The sequence below is a fragment of the Actinomadura sp. WMMA1423 genome (genome assembly GCF_006547145.1).
GTDB lineage: Bacteria > Actinomycetota > Actinomycetes > Streptosporangiales > Streptosporangiaceae > Spirillospora.
Map to the genome: position 1 here is coordinate 8,448,383 of NZ_CP041244.1, position 26,466 is coordinate 8,474,848.

At 70.0% G+C, this 26,466-nt stretch carries 25 protein-coding genes; 2 read left to right on the top strand and 23 right to left on the bottom strand.

The window, feature by feature from the left end; translation table 11 throughout:
* Nucleotides 1–35: 35 nt before the first annotated feature.
* The 12 genes from FKD65_RS39015 to FKD65_RS39070 form a co-directional block, all read right to left on the bottom strand.
* Nucleotides 36–806: an SDR family NAD(P)-dependent oxidoreductase gene (locus FKD65_RS39015; protein ID WP_141584379.1), complete on the bottom strand. Its 771-nt coding sequence runs from the start codon at nt 804–806 to the stop codon at nt 36–38.
* Nucleotides 807–812: 6 nt separating this feature from the next.
* Complete coding sequence (locus FKD65_RS39020) at nt 813–1,448, bottom strand: GNAT family N-acetyltransferase (protein WP_141584381.1); 636 nt, start codon at nt 1,446–1,448, stop codon at nt 813–815.
* The gene (locus FKD65_RS39025) at nt 1,448–1,693 is read right to left on the bottom strand and encodes an acyl carrier protein (protein ID WP_141584383.1); all 246 of its coding nucleotides are present in this window, start codon (nt 1,691–1,693) and stop codon (nt 1,448–1,450) included. Before FKD65_RS39025 ends, FKD65_RS39020 begins: the two co-directional genes overlap by 1 nt.
* Nucleotides 1,694–1,733: 40 nt before the next feature.
* The gene (locus FKD65_RS39030; protein ID WP_141584385.1) at nt 1,734–2,747 is read right to left on the bottom strand and encodes a 3-oxoacyl-ACP synthase III family protein; all 1,014 of its coding nucleotides are present in this window, start codon (nt 2,745–2,747) and stop codon (nt 1,734–1,736) included.
* On the bottom strand, nt 2,744–4,078 hold the full coding sequence (locus FKD65_RS39035; protein ID WP_141584387.1) for an MFS transporter: 1,335 nt from the start codon (nt 4,076–4,078) through the stop codon (nt 2,744–2,746). Before FKD65_RS39035 ends, FKD65_RS39030 begins: the two co-directional genes overlap by 4 nt.
* 15 nt (nt 4,079–4,093) lie before the next feature.
* Nucleotides 4,094–5,356 (bottom strand): aldehyde dehydrogenase family protein, encoded by a 1,263-nt coding sequence (locus tag FKD65_RS39040; RefSeq protein ID WP_205718417.1) that lies wholly within the window; start codon nt 5,354–5,356, stop codon nt 4,094–4,096.
* A complete protein-coding gene (locus FKD65_RS39045; protein ID WP_141584389.1) occupies nt 5,356–6,627 on the bottom strand; it encodes a hypothetical protein in 1,272 nt (423 codons plus the stop codon). Before FKD65_RS39045 ends, FKD65_RS39040 begins: the two co-directional genes overlap by 1 nt.
* Complete coding sequence (locus tag FKD65_RS39050; protein ID WP_141584391.1) at nt 6,624–7,661, bottom strand: cupin domain-containing protein; 1,038 nt, start codon at nt 7,659–7,661, stop codon at nt 6,624–6,626. The genes FKD65_RS39045 and FKD65_RS39050 overlap by 4 nt, the downstream gene beginning before the upstream one ends.
* 5 nt (nt 7,662–7,666) lie before the next feature.
* A complete protein-coding gene (locus FKD65_RS39055; protein WP_141584394.1) occupies nt 7,667–8,869 on the bottom strand; it encodes a hypothetical protein in 1,203 nt (400 codons plus the stop codon).
* Complete coding sequence (locus FKD65_RS39060) at nt 8,866–9,906, bottom strand: hypothetical protein (protein WP_141584396.1); 1,041 nt, start codon at nt 9,904–9,906, stop codon at nt 8,866–8,868. The genes FKD65_RS39055 and FKD65_RS39060 overlap by 4 nt, the downstream gene beginning before the upstream one ends.
* On the bottom strand, nt 9,899–11,260 hold the full coding sequence (locus FKD65_RS39065) for a radical SAM protein (RefSeq protein ID WP_141584398.1): 1,362 nt from the start codon (nt 11,258–11,260) through the stop codon (nt 9,899–9,901). The genes FKD65_RS39060 and FKD65_RS39065 overlap by 8 nt, the downstream gene beginning before the upstream one ends.
* A gap of 863 nt (nt 11,261–12,123) precedes the next feature.
* A complete protein-coding gene (locus FKD65_RS39070) occupies nt 12,124–13,263 on the bottom strand; it encodes an FAD-dependent oxidoreductase (protein ID WP_141584401.1) in 1,140 nt (379 codons plus the stop codon).
* A 95-nt stretch (nt 13,264–13,358) separates the two neighbouring features.
* On the opposite strand from FKD65_RS39070, the gene FKD65_RS39075 reads away from it, so the two are divergent.
* The gene (locus FKD65_RS39075) at nt 13,359–13,976 is read left to right on the top strand and encodes a TetR/AcrR family transcriptional regulator (protein ID WP_141584403.1); all 618 of its coding nucleotides are present in this window, start codon (nt 13,359–13,361) and stop codon (nt 13,974–13,976) included.
* Nucleotides 13,977–14,037: 61 nt separating this feature from the next.
* Nucleotides 14,038–14,829, top strand: a complete 792-nt coding sequence (locus FKD65_RS39080; RefSeq protein ID WP_141584406.1) for an arginase family protein — start codon at nt 14,038–14,040, stop codon at nt 14,827–14,829.
* Between the two features lie 141 nt (nt 14,830–14,970).
* Here FKD65_RS39080 and FKD65_RS46430 read toward each other — a convergent pair whose 3' ends face one another.
* The 11 genes from FKD65_RS46430 to FKD65_RS46435 form a co-directional block, all read right to left on the bottom strand.
* The gene (locus FKD65_RS46430; protein WP_368367177.1) at nt 14,971–16,272 is read right to left on the bottom strand and encodes a glycosyltransferase; all 1,302 of its coding nucleotides are present in this window, start codon (nt 16,270–16,272) and stop codon (nt 14,971–14,973) included.
* A 78-nt stretch (nt 16,273–16,350) separates the two neighbouring features.
* On the bottom strand, nt 16,351–16,545 hold the full coding sequence (locus FKD65_RS39090) for a DUF397 domain-containing protein (RefSeq protein WP_141584410.1): 195 nt from the start codon (nt 16,543–16,545) through the stop codon (nt 16,351–16,353).
* 10 nt (nt 16,546–16,555) lie between these two features.
* Nucleotides 16,556–17,422: a helix-turn-helix transcriptional regulator gene (locus FKD65_RS39095; RefSeq protein WP_141584412.1), complete on the bottom strand. Its 867-nt coding sequence runs from the start codon at nt 17,420–17,422 to the stop codon at nt 16,556–16,558.
* Between the two features lie 372 nt (nt 17,423–17,794).
* Nucleotides 17,795–17,986, bottom strand: coding sequence for a DUF397 domain-containing protein (locus FKD65_RS39100; protein WP_141584414.1), 192 nt, complete (start codon nt 17,984–17,986; stop codon nt 17,795–17,797).
* Nucleotides 17,983–18,426 carry a DUF5753 domain-containing protein gene (locus FKD65_RS45965; protein WP_302931572.1) on the bottom strand — a complete coding sequence of 148 codons (444 nt, stop codon included), beginning with the start codon at nt 18,424–18,426 and terminating at the stop codon, nt 17,983–17,985. Before FKD65_RS45965 ends, FKD65_RS39100 begins: the two co-directional genes overlap by 4 nt.
* A gap of 21 nt (nt 18,427–18,447) precedes the next feature.
* Nucleotides 18,448–18,864 carry a helix-turn-helix transcriptional regulator gene (locus tag FKD65_RS45970; RefSeq protein ID WP_240809825.1) on the bottom strand — a complete coding sequence of 139 codons (417 nt, stop codon included), beginning with the start codon at nt 18,862–18,864 and terminating at the stop codon, nt 18,448–18,450.
* A 476-nt stretch (nt 18,865–19,340) separates the two neighbouring features.
* The gene (locus FKD65_RS39110; protein WP_141584417.1) at nt 19,341–19,847 is read right to left on the bottom strand and encodes a hypothetical protein; all 507 of its coding nucleotides are present in this window, start codon (nt 19,845–19,847) and stop codon (nt 19,341–19,343) included.
* A 37-nt stretch (nt 19,848–19,884) separates the two neighbouring features.
* Entirely contained in the window at nt 19,885–20,340 is a 456-nt protein-coding gene (locus tag FKD65_RS39115; protein ID WP_141584420.1) for a hypothetical protein, read from the bottom strand.
* A 24-nt stretch (nt 20,341–20,364) separates the two neighbouring features.
* Nucleotides 20,365–22,329: a hypothetical protein gene (locus tag FKD65_RS39120; RefSeq protein WP_141584422.1), complete on the bottom strand. Its 1,965-nt coding sequence runs from the start codon at nt 22,327–22,329 to the stop codon at nt 20,365–20,367.
* Between the two features lie 975 nt (nt 22,330–23,304).
* Nucleotides 23,305–23,592: a hypothetical protein gene (locus FKD65_RS39125; protein WP_141584424.1), complete on the bottom strand. Its 288-nt coding sequence runs from the start codon at nt 23,590–23,592 to the stop codon at nt 23,305–23,307.
* Nucleotides 23,585–25,690, bottom strand: a complete 2,106-nt coding sequence (locus FKD65_RS46435; RefSeq protein ID WP_141584426.1) for a zeta toxin family protein — start codon at nt 25,688–25,690, stop codon at nt 23,585–23,587. The genes FKD65_RS39125 and FKD65_RS46435 overlap by 8 nt, the downstream gene beginning before the upstream one ends.
* Nucleotides 25,691–26,466 lie beyond the last annotated feature (776 nt).

Consider the following 26,466-nt stretch of genomic DNA (forward strand, 5'->3'; position numbering starts at 1 on the left):
GCCCTCGCGGTTCCTGCGCGTCTCCGTCCGTCTGGCTATGCGGTCAGGCCTCCGTCGGCGACCAGCGTCTGGCCGGTCACGTAGCTCGACCTGTCGGTGGCGAGGAAGGCGGCGGCCTCGGCGATCTCGTCCGGACGGCCCAGCCGCCCCATCGCGATCCGCGACGAGAACTCGGCCAGCCGCGCGTCGTCGATGCGGTCGACCATGCCGGTGTCGGCGGTGTAGCCGGGGGCGACGGCGTTCACCCGCACCCCGTGCGGGGCGTACTCGCGGGCGAGGGCCCTGGTCATGCCGATCAGCCCGGCCTTGCTGGCGCAGTAGGCGCTGAGCCCGTCGATCCCGGTCAGCCCCGCGATCGAGGCGATGTTGACGATCGACCCGGCCCGCGCGACGAGCATGTACAGCGACACGGCCTTCACGCAGTGGAAGGTGCCGATCAGGTTGGTCTCGATGACGTCGGTCCAGTCCTCGACCGGGTTGGTCGGCAGCACGGCCCCGGCGATCCCGAGGGCGGCGTTGTTGACCAGGACGTCGATGCCGCCGTGGGCGGACGCGACGTCCCGCATCACGCCGGTGACGGCGGTGTAGTCGGTGATGTCGATCCGGCGGGCCTCGGCCACCGGGCAGGCCGTGTCCCGCAGCTCCTCGACCACGCTCCGCGCCGACTCCTCGTCGCCGCGGTAGCCGACCACCACGGTGGCGCCGAGCTCGCCGCCGAGCCGCCGGCAGATCGCCGCGCCGATCCGGCTGGAGCCGCCGGTCACCAGCGCGACCCTGCCCTTCAGCTCGGTCTCCCGCGCTTCCATGCGCCCTCAGCTCCTCTCCACCAGCCGCTTGAACAGCTCGCCGGACCAGCGCTCGCGCATGACCCGCTGGAACTCCTCCACCGCGGCCTTCTTCTCCGCGGCGGGGATGGTGTCCTCGACGTCGCCCCACCCGTCGAGCGCGTAGTACTCCTCGCGCAGGACGGACGCCACGAGCGCGTCGTGGTACTCGCCGTCGAGGAAGAAGTAGTCGCGCAGCACGCCCTCGACGACGATGCCGGTGTTGAGCAGCATCGTGACGGTGCGCCGGTTGTAGAGGCCGACGACGAACTGCACGCGGTGGGCGTTGCAGGAGTGGAACAGGTACTGCAGCACCAGGGCGCTGGCCTCCGCGCCGCAGCCGGAGTCCCAGTACTCCGGGTCGGCGATCAGCCCGCCGATGTCGTAGCTGCCGTGGAACATCTTCTCGCCCCACCGGACGAACCCGATGGTCCGGCCGCTCTTGGTGAGCACCATGAGCAGGGAGTCCGACCCGGTCTCGGCCCGGTGGCGCAGTTCCCGCGCCGAGTGGAACTCCGCGCGGCCCGAGGCCAGCGAGGCGGTGTGCCCGGGCCGCATCCAGCTGCTGACCAGCTCGAAGTCGGCGTCCTCCGGGGGGCGGAGGTCGACGAGGCGGCCGCGCATCAGGACCCCTCCCCGTTCAGGAACGCGGTGATGGAGCGCAGCGTGCGGAAGGTGTCGGTCCTGACCGCCGCCAGCTCGATGTCGTACTCCTCCGCGAGCGCCGCGATGAACTTCAGCACGTCCATCGAGTCGAGGCCGTAGATCGACTGGGGGCCGAACAGCGGCTCCTCGGAGCCCAGGTCCTCGGGGCGGACGGCGAGGTCGTAGGTCTTGACGTACTTGTCGGCGATGGTCTGCTCGTTCATGGCGGTTTCCCTCTCTCAGGGGTCCTTCGGGGGGTCGGGGTCAGTTCAGGTGGCGCAGGCAGAGCGAGCCCCACAGGAAGCCGGCGCCGATGGCGGACACGACGATCAGGTCCCCCGAGCGCGCCCGCCCGCCGGCCATGAGCTCGTGCAGGCCGAGGAAGACGGTCGCCGCACCGGTGTTGCCCAGCCGGTCGACCGAGATCACGGCCCTGTCGAGCGGCTGCCCGAGCTCGCGCATGGCCTCCTTGATGATGTTGAGGTTGGCCTGGTGGAAGACGAAGTGGTCGACCTCGTCCACGGCGTGGCCGGCCGCGTCCAGGACGGCCCGCACGCTGTCCGGGAGGTGCTCGGTGGCCTCCTTCCAGACCACGCGGCCGTCCATCTTCAGGAAGTGCTCGCCGGCCGCCGCGGTCTCCGGGCTGGCGGGGAGCCGCGAACCGCCCGCCGGGATCTCCACGCTGTGCGACAGCTTGGAGTCGGCATGCCAGGCCAGCAGGCCGTGGCCCGGCCGGGTGCGGGCGACGACGGCGGCGCCGGCGGCGTCCCCGAAGAACACGCGGGTGCCGCGGTCGCGCGGGTCGGTGACGCGCGACAGGCACTCGGCGCCGATCACCAGGACGTTCTCCAGCGCCTCGTTGTGCAGCAGGTGCGCGGCGAGCCACAGCCCGTAGACGCCGCCCGCGCAGGCGGCCTGGTTGAGGTCCAGCGGCAGCGCGCGGTGCGCGCCGAGCCGCTCCTTGACCATCAGGGCGGTCGACGGCAGCGGCTGGTCGTGGGTGAACGTGGAGATGATGATCGCGTCGAGCCGGGCGGCGCCGACTCCGGCCTCGCGGAGCGCCTCCTCGGCCGCCGCCACGCACATGTCGGAGGTGGTCCGCCCGGACGGCAGGAACCGCCGCTCGCGGATGCCGGTGCGCTCGGTGATCCAGGAGTCGCTGGTGTCCAGCCCCGTCCTGACGAGTTCGTCGTTGGTCACCACCCGTTCCGGGACGTGCACCCCGGTTCCGGTGATGCCGACCGGGACGCCCGGCCGGCCGGTGGTGTGCTCGGTCATGTCTCCTCCTCGGACGGCCGGGCCGCGGGGTCGGGGCCGGCCTCTCGCGGCGTGATGGTGGGGAGCCGCCGTGCGGCGGGCAACGCCGTCAGCGCCGCCGCGGACAGCACCAGCAGTCCCGCGAGCAGCGCGAACGTCGCGGCCGCCCCGGCCGCGTCGAACAGCGGGCCGCCGAGCAGCGGGCCGAACGGCTGGGCCGCGCCGGTCACGAACGTCGCCGCGCCGGCCACCCGGCCCTGCAGCGCGTCCGGGGTCAGCTGGATCTGGTAGGCGCCGAAGAGCGTGTTGAACACCGGCACCGTGAAGACCGCGCCGCACAGCAGCGCGGCCATCGCCCAGGTCCGGCCGCTCAGCAGGGCCAGGCCGCCGATCGCCGCGGGCAGCAGCCAGGCCGTCCCGAGCAGCACGGCGGGCGGGGGGAGGCGGCGCAGCAGGGCGGGCGCGGCGACGGCGCCGAGCAGCCCGCCCAGGCTGGCCGCCGACAGGGCGGTGCCGATCGCGCCGCCGCCCGCCCCGGCGTCGCGCGCCGCGGCCACGATCACCAGGACTGCGGCGCCGAAGACGAGGTTGGGGCCGATGGCCGCCAGCAGCAGCACGCGCAGCTCCGGCGTCCGCCGGATCCACCCGAAGCCCTCGCGGAACACGGCCCGCATCAGCGGCCGCCGCTCCGGGCCGCCGGGGCCGCCGCCGGCCGGCTCGCGCAGGGGGCGGCGGACGGTGCCGACGGCCAGCGCGGCGACCAGGTGGGTGACCGCGTTGGCGCCGAACGGGAGGGCGTGCCCGGCGGCGAAGAGCCAGCCCCCGGCGGCCGGGCCCGCGAGCGCCGCCGCCTGCGCGCGCGCCTCGTTGCGGGCGAGCGCGGAGGGCACCTGGGACGGGTGCACGATGTGGCGCAGGGCCCCGCGCTCGGCGAACCGGAACAGTTCGAGGCCGACGCTGTCCACGACGGCGACCGCGATGACGAGCCACACCGGGGCGGCCCCGGCGATGACCGCGACCGCCAGCACGGCCATCGCCAGGGCCCGTCCGGCCTCGCTGGACGCCATGGTCCACCGCCGGTCCGCCCGGTCGCAGAACGCCCCGGCGGGCAGCCGGGCCGCCAGGCCCGCCGCGTAGGCGGCGAAGCCGAGGACTCCGGCGAGCGCGGCCGTGCCGTGCACGGCCAGGACCAGCAGGGGGTAGGCGAGCAGCGCGGTCTGGTTGCCCAGGTGGGCGATGCTCTGGCCGATCCAGAGCACCTGGAAGTCGCGGTTGCGGCGCAGCGGGACCGGGGCCGGGTCCCCTCCGGATTCGGGGGACCGGCCCTCCGGCACGGTCGCCAGGCCGCTCATGGGTCTCCCTCCGCCTCAGCCCCGCCCGCCCGGGGCGGTGGCGGGCGACGCGGCGCCGGCCTCGGCCGACAGCAGCAGCGGCCGCGCCGCGAGCGTCCCGTCCCGGCGGACGCTGGAGGCCTGCGGCCCGTACCCGCCGAACGGCTGGTTGCCGTCCTCGACGTCGAAGGTGGTGCGCTCCCGGCAGATCACCGCGCTGCCGAGCAGCTCCCCGGTGAGGCGGGGCTCGCCGAACACCGTGGCGTACATGCCGCGTTCGAGTTCGGCGGGGGTCTGCGCCCAGGCCCGGATCTCGTCCGGGTCGTCGTACGCGCACAGGCAGAAGACGGGGGAGAACAGCTCGGGCGGGCTGAAGCCCTCCGCGCTCGGCAGGACGACGACGCTGGGGGCGACGTAGCCGTCCTCCGCGCGGACCTCGCCGCCGTGCACCAGGTGGTAGCGGTGCGCGTCCAGGAACTCGGCCGCGCCCTCCACCGCGTCCTCGTAGACCAGCGGGGCGATCAGCGTGCCGGGCCTCCTGCGGTCGCCGACCGGCAGCGCGGACAGGTGGGCGCGCAGCCGGTCGAGCAGCGGCCGGATCCGCGAGCGGTGCACGAAGACCAGGTCGGTGCACAGGCAGTCCTGGCCGCTGTTGTAGAGCCGCGAGATCAGCAGGGAGCGGCACACCGCGGCGGGATCGGCGCCGGGGCCGACCACCATCGGGTTGGGGCCCGAGCCCATGAGCAGGAACAGCGGGTCCGGCCCGACGCGCTCCATCACATTGAGTCCGTTGTCGTACCGGCCGGTGAAGACGGTGGCGTCGGAGTCCGCGCAGACCTTGACGAAGTCGCGCTGGGACGCCTCGGCGAGCCGGACGCGGCCGCGCAGCCAGGGCAGCCGTTCGAGCATCACCTCGTGCAGCGCCAGCGCCGTCCCGCGGGTGCGCGCCGAGGGCCTGACGGCGACCTCGCCGCTGTACAGGGCGGGGACGAGCCCGAACAGCACGTAGGAGTAGAAGACGTTGTTGGACGGCAGGAACACCGCCACCCGGTCGAGCCGCCGCGGGTCGTTGCGGGCGATCTCCCACGTCGCGCCGGACAGGGTCCGGATCGCGCGGTGCAGCTCGTCGCGCGCCGCGTCGTACGGCGTGATCCCGGTCAGGACGCCGATCAGCCGGTCCTGGGCCTCCAGGGTGGCGGCGACCAGCTCCATGGACCGGGCGTGCACCTGCTGGAGGTCCCGGCGCGGCGTCCTGCGGTCGGTGGCGGGGCCCTGCCGGGCGGTCGCGAAGGCGTACATCATTCCTCTCCCAGGAGGTCGAGCGCGCGCAGCCGGACCAGGGCGGTCGCCAGCCGTACGGCGAGGTCGGACCGGCCGCCCGGTTCGAGGGGCTCGCCGGCGTCGAGTTCACGGATCAGGTCGGCGGCGCTCCGGGGCACCCGCAGCCGCACGCCCCGCGCGTACAGCTCGGTGTGCTCGGGCCGTCCCGGACGCGCCGGGACGTCGCGCAGCACCAGGGGGAAGGGCCGGGCCGACCGGACCGCGCCCGCCCGGACCGCTTGCTCGTCGGTCCTCGGCAGGGGCGCGGGCGCGGAGGCGAAGCCGAGGTTGCTGCGCATCCGCGCGGTGCGGGCCTCGACGGCGTCCGCCAGCCAGGGGGCGAGCCCGGCGTCGGGCAGGTCCGCCCAGCCGAGGTCGGCGTAGTCGACGGGCTCGGGGACGAACGCCGGGTCGCCCACCGGATCGGGCCTGGCCTCCAGCAGGCCCTTCACGGCGTCGGCCGCGGCCTCCCGCAGGACGGTCCCGGCGTCGAGCTTCGACATCTCCAGGCCCACCGTGGCGGCGGGCTCGTCCGACTGGCCCACGTGGTACCAGGCGACGTTCAGCAGCATGAGGTCGCCGGGGTCGAGGGCGTGGGTGCGGGCGTGCTCGACCAGCGGTTCGGGGTCGAACGACGGACGCCGGCGGCCGGTCAGGCGGCGGAAGTCCTCGACGGGCCAGGAGTGGAACAGCTTGCGGCCGGGCCCGGCGTTGAAGTGGAAGACCCGCTCGGCGCGCCCCACGTCCTGGTGGACCCCGGACGGGGTGAAGCCGTAGTCCCCGATGAACAGCGAGATGCGGTAACTGTGCTGCGGGATCCCGAACTGCTCGCGCGCCGGGGTGAAGAACTCGGCCGCCGCCCTGGCCAGGGGCTCGTGCCAGCGCTCGGCGCCGTTGAGCATCACCGAGAACGGCAGGCCGTGGAAGAGCCGCCGGGCCCAGGGCACCAGTTCCTCACCGGGCTCCGGCGGCCGGTCCATGACGCGCGCCTTCAGCTCGGCGCGCCGGTTGCCCTCGGTCGTCACGTCGAGGGCCCTGGCCGCGACGGCGAAGTCGTCCGCCGCGACGTTGCGGATGGTCTGCGCCAGGTCTGCGAGGTCGCAGATCGGCGTGCTCAGGGGATCGCGCAGGACGTGGGGCCGCTCGAAGTCGCCCGTCAGCTCGCCGAACCGCTTCCACAGCCCGGCGTAGTCGTTGCCGGCGGCGCCGTCTCCGGCGGCCGGTCCGACGCTCATGACGTCTCCGCTCATGACTCGCGCCCTCCTTCCTCCAGCGCGTCGCGCAGGTCGGCGGCCAGCTCGCCCGGCGGCGTGCGCCGCGGCGGGGCGTGCCCGTCGCGGACGGTCTTCCAGGCCCGCTCGCAGGGCGGCTCGCCGAGATGCTCGCGGACCAGCTCGGCGCGGGACGCCATGAGCGAGGCCATCGCGCCGTCGGGCGCGCGGTGGAACCCGAGCGGCAGCGCCTGGCGCAGCGCGGGCTCGCGCGCGGCCAGCTCGGCGATCCGCCGGACGAGCACCTGCTCCCAGGTCACCGGCTTGAGCGCGATCGAAAGGTGCAGGGACGCGGCGCCGGTGGCCTCGCCGACGTGCACGTAGCCGCGGGGGAGGTAGAGGCAGTCGCCCTCCTCCAGGAGGTACTCGACCCTGCCGTCCAGCGGCACCTTCCGGTTGTTCCAGGGCTCCTTGGGCCACGGCTCGACGGGCCGGCCGACCTGCCAGCGCTTGGAGCCGTGCAGCTGCCGGATGAAGACGCTCGCCAGGTCGTAGTGCGGGGCCGCGCCCCGGGCGCCGGGAGGGGTGAGGAAGGCCGCCGAGTAGGTGGCGTACCCGGTGGCGTCCTCGACGCCTCGGGCGAGGGCGGCGACCTCCGGGCAGCAGGTCTGCACCTCCTCCAGCAGGATCGTGGTGCCCCCGCGCAGCTCGCGTGCCAGCTTGGCCGGGTCGACCAGCTGCTCCGCGCGGGGGCCGCCCCGCTCGCGAGGCCGGGCCGCCCGGCCCGGATCGGGCTGGTCGCCGTCGCGCATGAGCCGGACGAACGATGACACCAGCGGCGCGGACGCGAGCACCGACTCCATGCGCGACAGCGAGAAGACGTCGTCGAAGGAGCCGAGCCCCCGGCTGAGCAGCGGCCTGTCCTCCCAGCACTCGGCGAGGGCGGCGACGTCGCGCGCCAGCCGCGCCAGCGGCTCGGTGCCAGCGAGAGGCACGGTGACGGCGGGCGGTCCGGTCACGGCGGACGGCTCGGGCGCGGTGGGTGTTTCGGTGGCGGTGGGCGGTTCGGTCATGACGATCAGTCCCGGGCGGTCGGGAGCGTTCCGGCGGCGACGGCGCGGACGAGGCGCTGCTCCTGGGCGACGAGGTCGCGCAGCTCGGACACGTCGGCCGCCTGGAGCGGGCGGGCCTGCCCGCCGGTGCGCAGCTTGCGCAGCGGCAGGTAGAGCGAGCGGGCGAGGAGCTGCTCGACGCGCGCGGTCAGCTCGGGGGTCCGCGCCGGGTCCTCGACCGGCGCCAGCGCCCGCAGTGCGGCCACGGTGAGCGCCTCGTCGGCCATCTCGCGGGCGAGTTCGAGTGCGCGCGCGTAAGCGTCCCGCGCCTGGTCGGTGCGGTGCTGGGCCCGCAGGAGGTCGCCGAGCCTGAGCAGGTAGGGCGCGGCGGCCGCCGCCTGGCCGAGCAGGCCGACCATGTCGGGCACGTGCCCCCGGAGGGCCTCGGCGAGGTCGCGGGACCTCTGCCGGTCGTACACCTCGTCCGACAGGTGCAGGCGGTAGGCCTCGTGCAGGCCGAGCACCAGCTCGGCGTAGGTGGGCTTGTCGGCCTCGTCGTCGGCGCCGGGCCTCGGCGCCGGGACGAGGGGGCCGGGCCCGTGCCCGTGCGCCTGGGCGATCTTCGCGGCCTCGGCGGTGTGCGGGACGCGGCGCAGCCGCTCGTCCCGGCCCCACCGCGCCGCCGCGCCGCCGAGCTCGGCGAACGCCTTGCCGCGGCAGTACGCCTTGGCCGACTCGACCACCTCGACGTTGTCGAGGAACAGCCGCACGGCGGAGCCGATCTCGCTGTCGCGCAACCGGTCGAGGTCGGCGCGTTCGAGGACGAGCGGTCCGAGGGCGATCCGCGCGTCCTCCCGGTAGGGCCGGGCCAGCTCGAAGTGACGCATGGCCTCCTGCCGGCGCCCCTGGATGACCCGGAGCCGCCCGAGGTTGATCCACGGCTGGAAGGACTGGGCCAGCGCCGACGTCGCCGTCTCCGGCTCGTGCCGCAGGACGGCGAGCACCTGGAGCTGGCGCAGGCACGACCGCTCGGCCTCGGCGAGGTCGCCGACCATGGCGATCATCAGCGCGCCGCGGTTGCAGGCGCGGGCGAGGGCCGGCACGTCGAAGCGTCCGGCGTCGAGCTGGCGGGCGATCTCGTCGTGGCTGAGCCGCGCCCGCGTCCGAACGTTGATCTTGGGCAGGCGCTCCTCCGGGGACAGGAACTCGCGCAGCGGTGCCGTGATCATCGCGGGCCTCCCGCGGCGGCGGGTCGCGGGCCTCCCGCGGCGGCGGGTCGCGGGCCTCCCGCGGCGGCGGGGGACGGGCGCCTGCGGGGCTTGCTGGCCTTGTACATCTGGCCCTCCCAGAAGGTCTCGATGTCCAGGTCGCCGCCGTGCTCGAAGAACTCGTTGGACGCGCCCTCCGCTCCCGCGGGCGCCGTCCGGACGTCCACGCGCGCGGGCAGCCGTGCGAACGAGACGCGGTCGTCCTCGGTGACGGTGACGAACCGGTTGTCGTAGGTGAAGACGACGCCCGCGGACGCGCTGCCCGCGGTCGCCGGGGGGCGGAACAGGCGGCGGCCGGAGACGTTGTAGAGCTCGGCCGGCCGGTCGCCCTCGTAGCGCACCGCCAGCCACTCGCCGTTCTGCGCGACGGTCAGGCCGCGGACGCCGGGGCCGAGGTCGGCGCGGTAGACGACGCGCGGCGGCCACGGCTCGACCCGGACCATCAGGGTGCGCGGGTCGCCGCCGGGATGCGCGAGCCAGACGGCGCCGAGCACCTCGTCGTAGACGGCCGCCGCCGGGTCGGCCCAGGCGGTGTCGCGGGCGGTCTGCACCTGCTTCGCGTAGCGGGTGAGCGAGCCGTCGCGGGTCAGCACCAGCAGCGACCGGCGCCGGTTCTGCCACGCCGCGCACACGGGCTCGGCGGGCAGCGCGGCCTCCTCGCGCCACGTCCCGTCCCAGGTCAGGAGGGACTCGCCGGTGCAGGCGACGATCCGCCCGCCCGCCGCGCCGACCTGCCGGGCGTCGTCCGGGAGCGGGACCGGGTCTCCGGCCTCGGCGCCCTGCCCGGTCCACCGGACCGGCACGAGGGCGTCGTCACCGGTCGCGAGGAACTCGCCGGGCCGGCCGCCGGGCACCACCGACCGCGCGCCCTCCGGACCGTCCGCCTCGTGCACGCGAGGCGGGGTCTCGTCGAGGTCGGCGGCCCTCACGACGCCTCCGGGGCCGATCCAGGCCGCCACCCGGGCGTCGATGTCGAGGGTCAGTCTCCGGTCATCCATGGCTCGCCCCCGCCGGAGTGCGCTGGAGGTCGGTATAGGTCTGGAGGTTCGGCCCGATCCACACCTTCTGCGGCGGGCACGGCCGGACGCCGTCCTGGATGCGGATCAGCGGGCAGTGCGCGCCCTGGCAGGACGGCCGGAAGAAGCACGACCGGCACCCCTCGTCGTGGGCGTCGTCGTTGTCGGTCCAGAGCCGCATCAGGTCGTCGTCGAGTTTCAGCTCGCCCTCGGGGGTGAGCCGGCCGACCATGTTCTTGGCGTCGCGCAGCGCGACCGTGCACTTGCCGATCACGCCGTTCGGCCGGACCAGGAACGACCACGGGTTGGCGGCGTAGCAGACGCTGCCGCCGGGCCGGAGCGTGCGCAGGTCGCCGCCGGCCAGCGCGTGGCCGTGCGCCCGCATGTTCAGATCGAGCTTGGCGAGCTCCGCGTCGCGTCCCGAGCAGGCCTCGATGTCCTCGTCCTGCGGCCCGCCCCACCGGCCGACCGGCCGGAAGATCACCGCGAACCGGGGGTCCCCGGCGGCGATGTCGCCGAGCTCGGCCACCAGCTCCGGGACGCTGCCGACGTTGGCGGGCGAGAAGTTGGTGCGCAGCAGCGCCCGGAAGTCGAGGTCGCTCGCGGCCATCGCGCGGATGTTGGCCATGATGTCGTCGAAGGTGGAGCCGCCGCCCATCAGCGGCCGGCTTCCGTCGTGGGCGTGCTTCGGGCCGTCCAGGGTGATCTGGAACTGCCGGATCCCGAGTTCGACGCACCGCGCCGCGACGTCCTCGGTCAGCAGGTACCCGTTGGTGGTCATCCCCGCCTGGTAGTCGACGCCGGTCTCGGCGGCGAACGCCGTGAAGTACTCGCTCAGCTCCTCGATCACGTCGAAGGCGACCAGCGGCTCGCCGCCGAACCAGGAGATCGACAGCGACCGCAGGTCGTGCCGCTCCTGGCGGTGCCTGACCAGCCGCCGCACGCCCTCGCGCACGCCGGACAGCATGCGGCCGAGCGAGAAGTCCTCGTAGCAGTAGGTGCAGCGGAAGTTGCAGGCCTCGGTCGGCATCAGGATGAGCTCGAGCCGGTCGGTCCGGGTGGTCCGGCCGTCCCGCAGCTCCCTGGCCTCCGCGTCCTCGTCGTGGTCCTCCTCGACCAGGAAGCCGCGCTCGGCGAGGCCCGGGACGAGGTCGGCGTCCGCGTCGGCGGTGATGCGGGCCTTGCGGTTGTGCAGCAGGTCGTGCACCCGCCCGGCGACGGGCTCGCGCACGTAGAAGACGCTGCCGCGCATCGAGTTGTACAGAACCGAACCGCCCGCCGAGTGCGGCGTCATCACCGTGAAGCGCGAGGGCCGGTAGACCTTGGGGTCGCCCATCCCGATTCCTTTCGCAATGCGAACTCGGCGTCCGCGGTGGTTCACTGGAGAGAGCGGGTGCGGCAGCTGGAGTGCCGCACCCGCCCATCTGTCACGCACTTCGCGCTGTCGCCGGACCGGTCCGCGGTCCCATGGAGCGGACCGTTTCGAGCTCGGGGCCCCGTGGACGGATCACGTCCGCACGGCCGCGGTCCCTGGCGCTCGTGGTGAGGGGCCGCGTGGCGCCGGCGACCGACCTGAGGTCAGCAGCCGAAGTCGATGCTCGAAACCTCGTCGGTCTCCGGCGTCTCCACCACGATCTCCTCGAAAGCCTCCATGAGTCACACCTCCTTCAGCCGTCTCGGGGTCCCGAGTGCGAACCCGTCGTCCGGGACCGTTCCGGTGTCTTTCCGTCCGGGCGATCCGGCTTTCGAATAACGCACGAGAAAGACGCTATGGGATTAATTGCTCGCTGTTGTCCGCCTCTGTGGGGAAATAGCGGTACTCCGGCCCGCGTCGCCCGCGTACTCCGAAAGAAGTACGCCGCGAGGCGCAGCGTGTGGCCCCCGAACCGCCTGACCAGCACTTCCGCCGTCCCGGGGTTCCATCCGCCGATTCGGCGGCGCGGTGGCCCGGCGCAGGCGGACCGGGCGTCGGCAGGGGTGCCGCGACGCGAGGGCGACCCATCGGGCGGGGTGCCGGCCGACGCGCGGCCCCCCGCAAAGTGCACGGAATGTGGCCGCCATGGGCATAATCCAAGGCCGCGGCGTGAACGTCCGGACTGATGTGAGTGAATCCCCGAGTTCTCCGAACTCTTTTCAGACTCTCCGCCCCACCCGATTCCGGGCCCGGTCGGCGCCACCGCGGAGTCGGGGTGCGGGGGCTCAGGAGGTTCGGGCCGTGGGGAGGTTTCCGGGGTCGTGGTCGTATAGCCAGCCGGTGGCCTTCTCGTAGAAGCGGTTGAAGAAGAACGGCATCACGGCCTCTCTGAGACGCGCCGCCACGGGGCCCGCTGTCTTGGCGTCCCTGTTGGCGGCCGCCGTCCTGGCCAGCTTGCCGGTCCGGTCATGGCGCGCCCGGTCGAAGGCGGCCAGGGCCGCGGGGACGGCTTCGACCTCCGCGAGCCGGCGGGTGAGCGCGACGGCGTCCTCGATCGCCATCGAGGCCCCCTGCCCGGCGCCGACCGGATGGGCCGCGTCGCCGACGAGCACCGTCCGGTCGTCGTGGCGGCGCGTCACCGGGCGGAGCACGTGCAGCAACGTCGAGGCGCTGACCTGGGAGGAAGCGCACAGCACGGCGAGCGGCGTCCTGTCGTCCCGGAAGAGCTCGGCCAGCTCCGCAGGGCCGACGGCGGCCAGGTCCGGCGGAGGATCGGCGGCGGCGACCTGCGCGGACCACCACACGGCGCCGCCGGGAGCGGGCAGGTAGATGAAGGCCCCGCGCCGCGCGAACACCATGTTGAAGCCCTGCGGCCGATCCCCGGGCAGGTGGACGGGCCCGTCGGTGGTCCCGGAGACCGAGTACAGGCCCGCGTAGCGGGGGGCCGGGGCCGCCGGGTCCAGCACCCGGCGGGTGGCCGACCAGATCCCGTCCGCTCCCACGACGAGATCGGCGCCGGCGATGAGCGGGTCGTCCGAGCCGCCGGAGACCCGCCTGCCGACGAGGATCCGGGCGCCCGACCTCGCCGCCTCCTCGCGCAGCGTCCCGACCAGGTCGGCGCGCATGAGCGTCACGCTGCGCAGCGGATCGCCGGACCGCCGCCCGCGGGGGACGTCGCCGAGCAGCCGGTCCCTCCCGGACCACATGCGCTGCCTGTCCACCGGGAAACCCGCCCGCTGGACCGCCTCCAGGCACCCCAGGGCGTCCAGGGCACGCAGCCCGTTGACCGAGAGGCTGACGAACGAGCCGACCGTCCCGCCGGGATCCTCATACGCCTCGCAGACCGTGACCTTCGCCCCGATCCGCGCCAGCGCGATCGCACTCGCCGACCCGGCGACCCCGCCGCCCACCACCACGACCTGCATGAACGCCTCCTGAATCTCGATTCACTGAATCTGTATTCGGTGAAATCGCGTTCAGTATGCTGAGGCGGCGACGACGGCGTCAAGACGGAGGTCCGGTGGGAGTGCGCAAGGCGAGGGCCGCGGAGACGGAGGCGGCCCTGAAGGACGCCGCACTGCGGCAGTTCAGGGAGCGCGGCTTCCTGAACACCAAGATCACTGACATCACGGCGGCGGCCGGCAGGGCCACCGGCTCGTTCTACGACCACTTCGCGAGCAAGGACGACCTGCTCCAGGCCCTGCTCGCCGACCTGCAAGGCCAGGCGCACGCGCACTTCGCCGAGGAGGACCATCCGCCGCACGACCTGACCGACCGGGACCAGCTCCGCGAGCACCTGGCGGTCGCCTGGCGCCTGATGCGCGGCGCCCGGCCCGTCATGCTCGCCCTGTTCGAGCAGGCCATGGCCGCGGGCCCCGGCGAAGGACGGCTCTGGCGGCGCCTGACCGAGGACACCCGGGTGCTCCGCGAACACCTGGAGCACCTGGAGGAGACGGGACGTCCCCTGCCCGGCGACCCGGAACTGGTCGCGGCGGCGATGGGCGGGATGCTGTCGATGCTCGCCTACGCCCTGCTGGGCGACGCCCCCGACTCCGCCCGCCCCGACGACGAGGTGATCGACACCCTCACCCGTCTCCTGCTCCACGGCCTCGCCGGCCCGGGCCCCTCTTCGCCGTGACCGCGCCCCGATACGGGGAAGCGCGGTGCGCCGCGGCACCCCCGTCCGTATCGTCGATCAAGTGACGACTGTGCTGTGCGTGCCCCAGTGGCAGGGGTCGGGCCTCGGGGACTCGCCGCGGCTGTCGGCGGGAGCCCGCCGCACCGCCGAGCTGGTCCCGGCCGATTCTCGGGTCGACGTGCCCGTCCTCGACACGGGCGGCAAGCCCGACGCCGGAGTCCGGTCTCTCGACGTCCTGGTGGAGAACCTCCGCAGGACGCGGGAGGCCCTGGCGGGCATCGACGACGTCGTGCTCACCGCCGGAGGCGACTGCGGGGTGGACCTGGCGCCGATCGCCGCGGCCCGCGCCCGGTACGGCGACCGGCTCACGGTCCTGTGGGTCGACGCCCACCCCGACCTCTACACGCCGCAGACCCTGCGGTCGGGCTCCTTCCACGGGATGGTGCTGCGCACTCTGCTCGGCGACGGACCGGCGCCCCTTCGGCCGGACGAGCCGCTGTCGCCCCAGCAGGTGATCATCGCGGGGGAGCGGGCGGGAGACGCGACGGAGCACGAGTACCTCCGCGGCGCCGGGATCCGTCGCCACGGCGTGGACGACTTCGAGGAGGCGTTCGAGGATCTCGCCGGCCCCGTCTACCTCCACATCGACCTGGACGTCCTCGAACCCACGCGATTCGGTTCGCTCGGCTACCGCGAGCCGGACGGGGTGGCGCCCGACCGCCTGATCGACATCGTCTCCCGCCTGGACCGGGTCGTCGGGGCGGCCATCACGGAGCACATGCCCACCGCCGGTGACGGAGACGCGGACGACGCCGAGGTGATCCGCCGACTGGCCGCCGCGCTTCCCCTCTGATCCGGGGGCGGGCGGCCCGGAGGCCTGGCTCGGAACGCACCCGGCGAGAGCTGCTCGAGCGCGGCGGCGGCCGGTGCGCGACCGGCGATCGATCCCGGGCCGGACGGGACCTCGGACCACACCGGCCAGGGCCCGCTGCCCCTATGGCATCCGGGACTCGATGGCGCGCAGCACGTGCGACGCGCCGTCCTCCGCCGCGATCCGCTCGGCGACCTCTCGGGCGCGTTCCCGATAGGAGTCGCGCGACACTGCGTCTTTGATCGCGGCCGCGAGGCGCCCTGCGTCCAGCCGGCGGAAGGGGACCGGCTCGGGCCCAGCCCCGAGCGCCGCCACGCGCCTCGCCCAGAAGGGCTGGTCGGCCGCCAGCGGCACCCCGACCGTCGGAACGCCCGCTCGAAACCCCGCCGCCGCCGTCCCCGCCCCGCAGGCGTGCACGACCGCGGCCATGCGCGGGAAAAGCCAGTCGTGCGGCACCTCCCCGACCGACAGCACGTCCTCCGCCCGCCCGGCCGCGGCGAGCCCCGACCAGCCCGCCTGCACGACGCCCCGCACCCCGGCTCTCCGCAGCGCCTCCGTCACCATCTCGCTGTACCGCTCCTGGTCCACGGCCGTCATGCTGCCGAAGCCGACGAACACCGGCGGCGGACCGTCCTCCAGGAACTCCCGCAGCGCCTCCGGCGGCCGCCAGCCCGGCACGGGCTCGGGCCACCAGTACCCGGCCACCTCCCGCCCGCGCGGCCAGTCGGCGGGACGCGGCACGACCGTCGGGCTGAACCCGTACTCGACGGGCCAGCCCTGCTCGTCCAGCCGCCGGAAGAACCGCGCGGGCGTGACCGGCGGAAGATCCAGGCGCTCCCGCAGCCCGTTCACCACCGACCGGAACGGGGCCTGCCCGAGGACGCGCATGGCCCGCGCTGCCGCCCGATTGCCCCATTTTCCGAACGACCGGGTCGTCATGACCGCTGGGGGAAACTCGCGCGTCGGATCCATCGGCTGGAGGTAGACGCCCATGCTCGGGATGCGCAGCCCCTCCGCGACATGGATGCCGAGCCAGCCCATCGTGGACACCAGCATCAACTCGGCCCCCTTGGCCGCCTCCACGATCGCGTCGGCCATGGCACCCCAGTGCCGGGCGTAGATCCGGGTCTGCCGCACCACCATCAACGGCGAGGACGTCAGCGACTTGCGCCCTTCTTCACCGCTCAACTCCGCCTTCATGTCCATGGGCAGCGCCGAGAACCCGAGCCCCCGCGCCCGCACGAACTCCTCGAAGGGCCCGTGCGCGGCAATGGTCACCTCATGCCCCGCGTTCCGCAACCGGGCTCCGAGCCCAGTGAACGGAGCGACATCCCCACTCGTCCCAACAGCGACAATCAAGATCCGCACAGACCCCACCCGCCTCTCACCGCCCCAGAGGAGCGCTGCACCGCGGGATCGTCTCACCCTGCACCCGAAGCCGTATCCCTCCCACGGGGGAAGTTCGGCCGCCGCTCGACCTCGGGGACGCAGACGACCAGAGAATCAGCGTGTCTCGGAGCGGATCCCGTGAAGGAACGCGCGCCATTCGTCCCTGGTGAATTCGAGGACCGGCCCGGTGCCGTCGAGTTTGCTGTCGCGGACCCCGATCGTGCGGTCGGGGGCTCGACCTGCCTCGACGCAGTGCCCGTCAGGGTCGCTGTGGCGTGACTTGCGCCAGCCGTGGAAATCCTTGCCCATATCCCCGCTCCTACTGGTCGGTCAACCGGTCGGCCGCCCGTTCGAGGAAGGCGATGCTGTCTTCAGGAGGCAGGGCGGCATCCCGGAGGCGGTCGAACATCCCGGCATACCGCACGACCTCGCTCCGCCGGTCGAGGACGAAGTCGGTGGTGACGGTGTCGACCACGGCCACCGCGGGATCGTCGTCCTCAGGGAACGTGTACAGGTAGAAGGACGACCTGGGAAGCAGCCCTCCGGGAAGACGAGCGTCGTGCCTGAGCACCCGCACGGAGAGTCTCTCCTCCTCCAGGATCACCTGGATCATGTGGTCGAGCTGCGCGGCCATGGTCCGCGGCGGCACGGCCAACCGATGGATCACGCACTCGTCCAGGATGGTCTCGTACTCCGGACCGTCCTGCCCGAGCAGCTCCCGCCGGCGGTTCAGACGGGCTTCGATCAACGGCTCCGGTTGGTAGCCGATGCTGCGCTGGCTCTGGTCGAGCTTGACGAGCTCCTCGATGAACGGCCGGGATTGCAGAGCGCCCGGCATGCCGGCCTGGTCATAACCGCGGACGGAGTCGGCGTGGTGTTCGAGCTCGGCAGCGAGCATCTGACGGGAACCCATGTACAGCCCGTACCGGTCCCACCAGCCCTTCTGCGCGGCCTCGCGAGCGAGTTGGAGAAGCCGGTCGTACTGGAGGCCCTCGATCTCGAAGGCGTCGAGCATGGCCATGATCTCCCCCGGATCGGGGCGGATCTGGGCGTTCTCCAGTTGGGCGATCTTCGTCCGGGAGCAGTGGAGGCGGCGGGCGAGCTCCTTGGTCGTGAGGCCGCGGCCCTCCCGGAGCCTGCGGAGCTCGGCCGCCAGCCGCCGACGGCGGACGTAGGGGCTCGGCATGGCCGTCCTCCCGATATCACCTCGAGACGATCCGTACTGATCAATCGCGCCGACTCTTGATCATTGTGACGCCATCGTCGGCGATCCGATAGAGGCGTCCAAAGCCCCCACCTCTAGGCCGATCTCCGTCGCATGAGGCCGTCGCCGAGCGAGGCGGGAGCGCCCTCAAGCCAGTTCGTCAGGGCACCGAACGACGGGCACGGCGCCACGTTGACGAAGGCCTAGATACCGCTCGCCCTGCCCACCCCGTCTCCGCCACGGTTCGCTCTCCACCCGATACGCCTCCAGAGGACAGAGAGAGGAGAGCGAAGAAACGCCTTCGGCCTTGCGAGGGGCGGACTCGTCTCAAGGCCGAAGGAGCTCTGTAGTGCGTCAGCCTCCGGCGCGGATCGTATGGAGGAAGGCACGCCATTCTTCCCTGGTGAACTCCAGGGTCGGCCCGCTCCCGTTGTGCCTGGTGTCCCGCACGCCGATCGTGCCATCGAAGGCGACACCAACCTCGACGCATTCACCGTTCGGCTCGCTGTTGCGCGACTTGCGCCACCTAGAGAAGTTCTTGGTCATGTTTCCGATCCTGTCTGATCGGTGAGCCGGTTGGCTACCCGCCCGAGGAAGGCGATGCTCGCGTTCCTGGATAGCGCGGCGTCTCTGACACGGTCGTACATCCCGGTGTACTGCGTCACGTCATTGCGCTCGGTGAGTACGAGGTCGGTGGTGACGGTGTCAACCACGGCCAAGGGTGAGTCCCCTGGTTCGTGGAACGTGTAGAGATAGAACGAGGACTTCGCGAGGAAGCCACCCGGAATGCTGATGTCGTGCGGGAGCACGCGAACGCTGATCCGCTCCTCTGTCGAGACTACTTCGATCATGTGACGAAGTTGATTGATCATCGCGTGGGCTGGGACGGCCAGCCGATGTATCACACACTCGTCCAGGACGATCTCGTAAGAAGGGCCGTCTGGCCGAAGAAGTTCCTGCTGCCGCCGCATGCGGGCCTCGGCCATGCGCTCGGGGAGGTAGTCGAGTTAACCTTGGCATCTGTCCAGGTCGACCAGTGCCGAGATGAACTCGGGGGCCTGCAACACCGCAGGCATTGCAGTCTGGTTGTAGGCGCGTACGGTGGAGGCGCTGTACTCCAGGTCCGCGTAGAGCTTCTGTCGAGGACCCATCGACATGCCGTACCGGTCCCACCAACCCTTCTGTCCTGCCTCGCGGGCTAGCTTGCAAATCCGGTCGTACTCGCTGCCCGTGACCTCTAAGGCATCGAGCATGTTCATGATCTCAGTGAGATCGGGACGGATCTGGGCGTTCTCCAGACGGGTGATCTTCGTCCGGGAGTGGAAGACGAGGCGGGCGAGGTCATCGGTCGTGAGGCCCCGGCTCTCCCGAAGTTGCCGGATCTCGACCGCCAGCCGCCGGCGGCGGACGTAGGGGCTCGGCATGGCCGTCCTCCCAATATCGCGTCGGACACGTTCCGTGCTGATCGCTAACTCACCGCGATCAAACGATGCCCGGCAATAGTAAAGTCACGCCCCGACAAAACTCCGCCACCTCAACGCGAGGGCCAAAAACCGCACGTGCAGAGATCGGACGGTGCGGCCTCCAGTAGTCCGATTTGGTCGGTTAAGGCGTCATTTGCAAAGCTCAAACCGGCATCTATAGGAATCTCGCGAAGAAATAAGGCCTACGAGGAGGTTGAAGCAGAGGTTTCGGCACGTCTTACCGCGATCCACTCCTCGGTATAAGCGACGAATTCGTCAATGAACTGCTCCAGCTCCGGCCCGATCGAGATCCATCTCGGTCACGAGGCAGAGTAGGACGAAGAACTGTGCATAGAGCACGCTTCTCGCACTTGCGGCCCACTGTGCTGGGGTGGGCGGCGCATCGACGGCGTTCTGTCGCTGACTCGCAGTTGCGGTTATTCGAGAGGGCTGGGAAAAGTGACCAATGACCAGTCCGCGTTTCTGGCATTTGTCGATGCCTCGTTGACCAATTCATCCACCCCAGCTTCGTCCAGGCGTGCCTCTTTTGCGAGGAGTAGCCACAAGGCCATCTGTGTGCTCGTGAACTCTTCTGAGCTCGCGCCGATGTGCGGAGGATCTTCAAGTGAGGCATCGCCGAGAAGAAAGCGAATGATGTTCTCAGTCAAGCGTGGGTTGAGCTCGGCTGCGTCTTCACCAAGCTTCACTCGCTGGCCGGCGACATACTGGATTATATCTCTCAAGGACCAAGGTGGTGGAAACTTCCTGCGTACCAGCGTGCCCAGCGAGAAGGCTAGCAATGCGGAGAATCCGTGAATGTCCTCGTCATTCTCGAGGAGCTTGCTGGCGCACGCATCCCATGATTCTTCTGATCCGAATGCCAGTACCTGCAATGCTTGTTTGTGTGTTCCGGTGATGTTTGGCCTGAATTCACCTGTCATCATCAATCCAGTGTACGTCAGCCTGGGATGATCTTTCTGATTACCTATCGCGGGCGATCCAGTCATCCGCAATGCTCCGTGCCGTCGCTATGAAGGATTCGAGTTCGTCCTCAGTGAATTCTTCGTCGACTATGAGGCCTGCAAGCAGAATGAACTGGGCGCCAAAAACTGTCTTATCGTCTATGTCATCCACATCCCCTCTGCCAAGAGAGTGGCAGATCAGTCTTTCTGCCACCGTGGGGTCAAGAACTGCAGCGGTTGCCGAGGTTCTGGAGCGTAGATCTGCAACGAACTTCACCACATCTTGGTCGCTTGCGATCTCCTCGCCCTTTATGAACCGCCGACCAATTGCTTCAAACACCGCTGCGGCAAGAAGTGCAGAGAACTCGTACCCCACTTCCTCTCGCGTTAGTTCTGCGTACAAACGGTCGTGCTCTTCGGTTCTCCCGGCTAGGTAGGCGTGAAGAGTTGCTGCTTGTTTGTCTGTCACAGGCATGGAGGATCTCCTTTTTAATGTAGTTCAGAAAATCTTCTTAAGGAGCTTACGGGTGCCCTCAAATGCGACCATGGCTCCGGTCACCACTCCCATTACGGAGTCTGTGGTGGCGACTTGTGTGTGCTGAGGACTTATGGAGGGGGCGGAGTTGATCTCAGAGTGTCCTGTGGGCGCAGGTGGTGGACCTAGAATACCTTTACCTGCATCACGGCTCAATGTTGCCGCGTCCTTGAGGTCATTTCCTCGCCTCCACGTGGCTCCCCTGAACCTCTCTGTGCGGGATTCAGGATCGGTTTCAGATTTTTTCCTCCTGTCGGGCGCCTTAGCGACCACGCCTGGCTCGCGGTTAGCGGCCACGGGATCAAAGTCATCTTGGGTTGGGGACTGTTGAATCTCGATCGGATTGGCAAGCCAAGAAGGGAGGTCGGTCTCGTGAGGTTGGGGTGATTCGCTGTTGTTTCTCCTCGCTTGGTCGAGTGTTTGGGTGAAGTGTCCGTCCGGGTTGTACATTCCCATGTAGGGGAGTGTGTTGCGTTCGAGCTCACCGGTAGATGGTTCCTCGGCGTTTCTACCATGGTCGCCATCATGCTCGTCGGGAGATTTCGCGGCTTGGTCCTCGTCGCCGGGGGGCTCGGTTTGCTCGGTGTTGGGACCTTCCACCTGATTTTCAGGGGGTTGCTCTGCCGATTCGGGCAGCGGTGGTTGGGTGGCGTCGGCGGGTCGTCCTTCGTGGACTCGTGGACCGAGATCGCCATCGCCGAGTGGCTCGGTGATACTTTCCTCGGTCTTCGGCTCCTCCGAGATCTTCCCTTCCACCGGCTCGGAGGGCTCCCTTCCGCCGTCCTCTATCTGCTCTGCGTGAGGTTCGATGGCAGGGTCGGCGGGCGGGTGGGTCTCTGGGCCTGGTGTTGGCTCGTTCTCCTCCGGTACCTGACCTTCGGTGGGAGGCGTGCTGTCCGTCGTTGGGTCGGGTTGCTGGTTGCTGGCGTCGCTGAGCTTCTCGGAGTCTTGCGAGAGGTTTGGCTCGTGCTCTGGGCCCTGAGTGGGGAGAGGCTCTGGCGCGAGAGGGTCAGCGCCTTCGTCGGAGGGTGGGCTCTGGTCGCCGGCCGCGTGTGGGTCGCCAGAGTCACGGTCGGCTCCGTCAGTTTCGGCGAGTGGTGCTTCGGTGGCCGGAGGCTGTGCTTCCGGCCCGCGCTCCTGCTCTCCCACGGTCTCGGTGTGCGGCGGAGCACTATTGTCGCCTTGTTCGCCGGGGGGCTGGGGCCCGTTGGCGTCTTGGGACTTGTCGCGTTGCTCTTCTGCGTACGCGTGTTGCTCTTCGCGGGCGCGGGCGAGGCTTTCGAGGCGGGATCCGGGCGGGTACTGGGATGCCTCGGCCAGAGGGAAGCTCTGTTGCTCGCTGGGTGCGGGGTCGTCGGTGGCGCTGCCGCTGTCCTGGGAGGACGGCTCTTTACCGGGCTCGTCCTTCCCTCTCGTCTCGCCGGTCTCGGGTTGGCTGGTTCCGGATTCGCGGTCGTCGTCCTTCCGCTCATCCTGGTCCTGACGCGGGTTCTCTGGTCTGGCTTGGCCAGACTTTTCTGTCTCTGGGCCGCTGGCGCCGTTCTTAGCCGGGTCGGTTTTGTCGGGGCCGTCTTCTTCGGGTGACTGGGAGGTGTCTTCGGTGTCGCCCGCCCCCAGCTTCTCTTTGTCTTTGGGGTCGGTTTCGGTCGACTGGTCGGCGGGGGCCTTCGGCTTCTCGCCGGACGGGTCGGCGGGGGAGGACTCGTTGGATTGGCCCTGGCGGTCGTCGCGGTCCTCGCGGTGTCCGTTGCCGGTGTCCGGTTGCTCGGGGATCTTCCAGCCTGCTGCTCTGAGGCTGTCTGCGCGGGGCGTTTTGCCGTCTGCTCCGGGATGGTCGCCCGATGACCTGCCGCCGGTGTCGGGCGGGGTGGGCTTGTCGGTGGTCTCGGGGTCTTTGCCCGGCCCACCGGGGGGATTGTCCAAGCCCACGCTCGCAGCCCTTTCACTGGGGGGAGGCGGGCCGGTTCCAGGGCATCGGTCGGGCAGCCCGCCAGGCACAGCCCTTGACGCGCGGGGCAGACGTCAGAGCCGAGCCGTGCCCTATGTAATCGCGCACGTGCGAACTTTGCACGTCCCGGATACCGAAGCCACAGGCATCACCTACGTTTCCCCTTTCATCGCCCCTGCACGGCCACTAGCTCGTTTCTTGTTCTGTTCGGAACGATACGAACGATGGTGTAAACGACCCACTTCGAGGAATATGCTCATGCGGCGCGTCCGAGCATGTAGAGCGGAAGAGCGTGAGTCGTGGAGCTGGCCACGCCCGGTCTTTAGTCCGTCCTTGATCCTCGTGACGGCATCGTGGCTCAGCCCCGTGGAGGTGGCCGGGGCGCCCGCCGCTGATGGTGGTCTCCGTGGGAAGGAGGTCCTCACCGGGGAAGGCTAGGACGTCGTCGAGGTCCACGGTCGAGCCGATGATCTCGGGTTTCGCCAGCAGGTCTGAGCGGAGGCCGGTGCTGGATCGTCTCCGGGACGCGCCTGCACTGCAGACTGGCTCGCCACCTGCTGCTGAGACGGGACCATGGGACACGGGACGCGAGGGCCCTTTGCGGTTTGGAGGCCGTCTCGTCTCAACACGCGCTACCACTGCGTTCGGCCTGACCGACCTTGTGCTACCCGGCGCGTCCTACGAATTCAATGACGGAACCGCCGTCCGTGTGGGTGGCTGGCCAGGGCCTCGGCGTATGGGTGTACCGGCACCCTGAGTTGTCGAACCTGTCGCCGTTGGCGCGGAGTAGCTGATCCGGATCTAATGCCATGTCGAGGGTGCCGTGGACGCGGAATGCTAGGCGCCCAGCCGGCTCTCCCGCGCGCTGGCCTGGACAGGCGGTTCGGTCGTGTCATCTGATGTGCTGCTGTCACAGCATGAAAATCCGCTGATGAACCGCTCCCGTCCCGGACGGTTCACCCGTTCGCTTCCTGCCCACCCGCGTTCATGCCTTCGACAGCCGCTGTTTTCAGGACTCGGAACTCGTCGGGGGAGAGTTCGCGACGGCGATAGGCGCTGTAGACCTCGCTGAACGAGCCGGGAGGGTCGGGTGCTGGGTCTTGTTCCTCTGCTGCGGCGACCTCCATGTAGGTCTCCGGCTTGGGGGTAGCCGGCCACTCGCGCTCGCGGAAGCGGCTGGCCAGCTCCTCTAGGCTGATTTCTCCGTCACGCAATGATTTGATGAGTTCGGTGACTTCACTCACGGTTCTCGTCATCCTTGTCGCTCGAGTCCACTAGTACGGGATCCCGGCCATCGACTGAGTTGTCATAAATGGCCCACTTGTCGAACTTGTCCTTGACGCGCTCGAATGTCCTGCGGTTGGCACTCCCCCATTCGGGATCCTCGTTGGAGCGGATCACCCCTTCGGGGACGTGGCGGCCGCCTTCTCCTTCGCCCCTACGGTAGCCTTCCAGCCCTCGTCGGTGCCTGGCCTGGGCTCGCGCCACGCTCGTCTCCACGGGGATGTCGACGAAGATTCCTTTGACGTCCTGGTATCCGGCATTGCGGAGATCTTCGATCCGTCTCTCCGTCGACTCAGGAGATGCCATCGTGATGTCCCAGATCACGTTTTTCCCGTCCGACGCAGCCAGACCTGACAGCTGCTTGGCGATATAAGATGATTCTTCGTGGACAAGGGATGAGGCTTCCATGGGCGACAACCCTTCCACCTTGGGAACGAGGTCGCGCCGGGCCATTTCCTCTTTGATGTCGTCGGGATTAATGGTCAAGTATCGTGATTGATCGATACCTGCATAGTTCTCCAGGACGGTGGACTTGCCTGCTCCGCCAAGCCCACCTGCGATGACCGCTTCTCTGTTGTTGGGCACATCCTTGGCGCGAGCGTAGAGGTCAGAGATTATCTCGTCGTGGATCTGGTCACGTTCATCTGTCCAGATCTCTCCTTTGGCTTCCAAGGTGTAGGTGTGGTCGGTGGCCATGCCCTGCGCGTGCGCGTCGCCGATTTTGGCCTCGACCTCCCGGACGTGATCGCCATACTCGGCGTCCGTCAGGGGCTCGACCTTTTCATCCGTATCGGGTTCCTCATCCGCCCCGTCAGAGGTGTCGATGAACTCTGCAGCGCCAGTACCTTCATTAGGGTCGACGGTCTGCTCTTCCTCGCTTTCGCCGGAGGGTTCTGGCTCTTCGGGGGCGGCTGCTTCCGGCGCAACACCACGCGGTTCCTCATCAACGCCTGAGCGATCCACGGTAAGAGCATCCGTCTCCGGTTCCTCAGGAGGGTTGTCCGTCAACTCTCCATCGGTTAGCTGCGTCTTGATTTCCTCGTCCGGAAGCGTTCCATCAGCGGTGTCTTCCTCGCGTTCACCTTCGGTCTCGTCGCCGCTGTCGATGGCACCGAGGGATGTCTTGGTCTCTGGTGGGGGCTGTCCGCTGCCGTCCTGTGGCGGGGTTTCACTGTGCGGCGGGACGGTCGTGTCGTCTTGTCCAGCAGTGTTTTGACGGCCGTCGTCGGTGGCCTCGGTTCCTTGGAAGATGGCCTGGTTGCTTTCCGCGGCTGCTTGTTGCTCGGCGCGGGAGAGAGCGATGCTCTCCAGGCGTGAGGAGGGCCGGACGGGGGGCTGGGAGGCGTCGGTCGGAGAGGTGCTCTGGGTGGATGCGGGGTCGTCAGTTGTCTCGACGCGGGGGCCGGACGGCTGCTCAGAGGACTGGGCTGAGGGCGGGTCGCGGTCCTCGGCGCCTTCGCCGTAGGTCTTGTCTCCGGTTGTGCTGGGTTCGGGGGGGTCGGTATTCCCCTGAGGAGACGGCTCCTCGCTGTGGTCGCCTCTCGTCTTGCCGGTCTCGGGTTGGCTGGCCTCGGGTTCGCGGTCGTCGTCCTTTTGCTCATCCTCGTCTTGGCGCGGGTCCTCTGGCTTGGCTTGGCCGGACTTTTCTGTCTCTGTGCCGCCGGTGCCGGACTTAGCCGGGTCGGTCTTGTCGTGGCCGTCTTCTTCGGGTGACTGGGAGCTGCCTTCGGTGTCGCCCGCCCCCGGCTTCTCTTTGTCTTTGGGGTCGGTTTCGGTCGGCGGGTCGGCGGGGGGCTTGGGTTTCTCGCCGGATGGCTCGGCGGGGGAGGACTCGTTGGATTGGCCCTGGCGGTCGTCGCGGTCCTCGCGGTGTCCGTTGCCGGTGTCCGGTTGCTCGGGGATCTTCCAGCCTGCTGCTCTGAGGCTGTCTGCGCGAGGGGTTTTGCCGTCTGCTCCGGGATGGTCGCCCGATGACCTGCCGCCGGTGTCGGGCGGGGTGGGCTTGTCGGTGGTCTCGGGGTCTTTGCCCGGCCCACCGGGGGGATTGTCCAAGCCCACGCTCGCAGCCCTTTCACTGGGGGGAGGCGGGCCGGTTCCAGGGCATCGGTCGGGCAGCCCGCCAGGCACGGCCCTTGACGCGCGGGGCAGACGTCAGAGCGCGGCCGTGCCCTATGTAATCGCGCACGTGCGAACTTTGCACGTCCCGGATACCGAAGCCACAGGCATCACCTACGTTTCCCCTTGCATTGCCGCTGCGCGGCCATTAGCTCGTTTCTATTTGTGTTCGGGACGGTACGAACGATGGTGTGGGCGGTCTACTTCGAGGAATATGGCGATGTGCCGATCCGCTTGACTGTTCGGTTCAGGGAAGTGGGAGCCGCTGTGCCTGCTCGCGCACGGGTCACTCGTCCCGACTCTTGATCCTTGCCGTGGCGTCGTCGGTGAGCCGCTAGAGGCGGGGGTGTCCGCCGCTGCTGGTCTGGAGGTCCTCGCTGAGACGCGAGGAGGCATCGAGATCGGTCGGCGAACCGATGCACTTCCTCTTCGCCAGCTGGCCCGAGCGGGAGACCGGTGCCCGGTGTGCAGTGAGGAGGTACGAGCGCTCCTGTCTCTGATCTGGGAGGTTGCGACTCCGGGCGGACCCCGTCGTGTGCTCGTAGCAGGCGATCGCATAGGTAGTGGCGGCTTCCATGCTGCGTAGGTACCGGCGGAGGCCCGCAGCCGGCGCCGCGCGGCGGAGCAATCGGCGACGCGGGTTTCAAGGCCTATGCGCTGAGCATCCGCCGAAGCACACCGATCCAGATGAGCCCTCAATGAACGGGCGGCCTCCCGTT

Coding starts and splice junctions, on each gene's coding strand:
- FKD65_RS39055 (WP_141584394.1), bottom strand. CDS start 8,869: ATGATCACGGCACCGCTGCGCGAGTTCCTGTCCCCGGAGGAGCGCCTG.
- FKD65_RS39015 (WP_141584379.1), bottom strand. CDS start 806: ATGGAAGCGCGGGAGACCGAGCTGAAGGGCAGGGTCGCGCTGGTGACC.
- FKD65_RS39065 (WP_141584398.1), bottom strand. CDS start 11,260: ATGGGCGACCCCAAGGTCTACCGGCCCTCGCGCTTCACGGTGATGACG.
- FKD65_RS39045 (WP_141584389.1), bottom strand. CDS start 6,627: ATGAGCGGAGACGTCATGAGCGTCGGACCGGCCGCCGGAGACGGCGCC.
- FKD65_RS45970 (WP_240809825.1), bottom strand. CDS start 18,864: ATGCCGAGCCCCTACGTCCGCCGCCGGCGGCTGGCGGTCGAGATCCGG.
- FKD65_RS45965 (WP_302931572.1), bottom strand. CDS start 18,426: ATGGCCGAGGCCCGCATGCGGCGGCAGCAGGAACTTCTTCGGCCAGAC.
- FKD65_RS39025 (WP_141584383.1), bottom strand. CDS start 1,693: ATGAACGAGCAGACCATCGCCGACAAGTACGTCAAGACCTACGACCTC.
- FKD65_RS39110 (WP_141584417.1), bottom strand. CDS start 19,847: ATGATGACAGGTGAATTCAGGCCAAACATCACCGGAACACACAAACAA.
- FKD65_RS39020 (WP_141584381.1), bottom strand. CDS start 1,448: ATGCGCGGCCGCCTCGTCGACCTCCGCCCCCCGGAGGACGCCGACTTC.
- FKD65_RS39060 (WP_141584396.1), bottom strand. CDS start 9,906: ATGGATGACCGGAGACTGACCCTCGACATCGACGCCCGGGTGGCGGCC.
- FKD65_RS39070 (WP_141584401.1), bottom strand. CDS start 13,263: ATGCAGGTCGTGGTGGTGGGCGGCGGGGTCGCCGGGTCGGCGAGTGCG.
- FKD65_RS39035 (WP_141584387.1), bottom strand. CDS start 4,078: ATGAGCGGCCTGGCGACCGTGCCGGAGGGCCGGTCCCCCGAATCCGGA.
- FKD65_RS39090 (WP_141584410.1), bottom strand. CDS start 16,545: ATGGGCAAGGATTTCCACGGCTGGCGCAAGTCACGCCACAGCGACCCT.
- FKD65_RS39100 (WP_141584414.1), bottom strand. CDS start 17,986: ATGACCAAGAACTTCTCTAGGTGGCGCAAGTCGCGCAACAGCGAGCCG.
- FKD65_RS39030 (WP_141584385.1), bottom strand. CDS start 2,747: ATGACCGAGCACACCACCGGCCGGCCGGGCGTCCCGGTCGGCATCACC.
- FKD65_RS39095 (WP_141584412.1), bottom strand. CDS start 17,422: ATGCCGAGCCCCTACGTCCGCCGTCGGCGGCTGGCGGCCGAGCTCCGC.
- FKD65_RS39050 (WP_141584391.1), bottom strand. CDS start 7,661: ATGACCGAACCGCCCACCGCCACCGAAACACCCACCGCGCCCGAGCCG.
- FKD65_RS39040 (WP_205718417.1), bottom strand. CDS start 5,356: ATGTACGCCTTCGCGACCGCCCGGCAGGGCCCCGCCACCGACCGCAGG.
- FKD65_RS39115 (WP_141584420.1), bottom strand. CDS start 20,340: ATGCCTGTGACAGACAAACAAGCAGCAACTCTTCACGCCTACCTAGCC.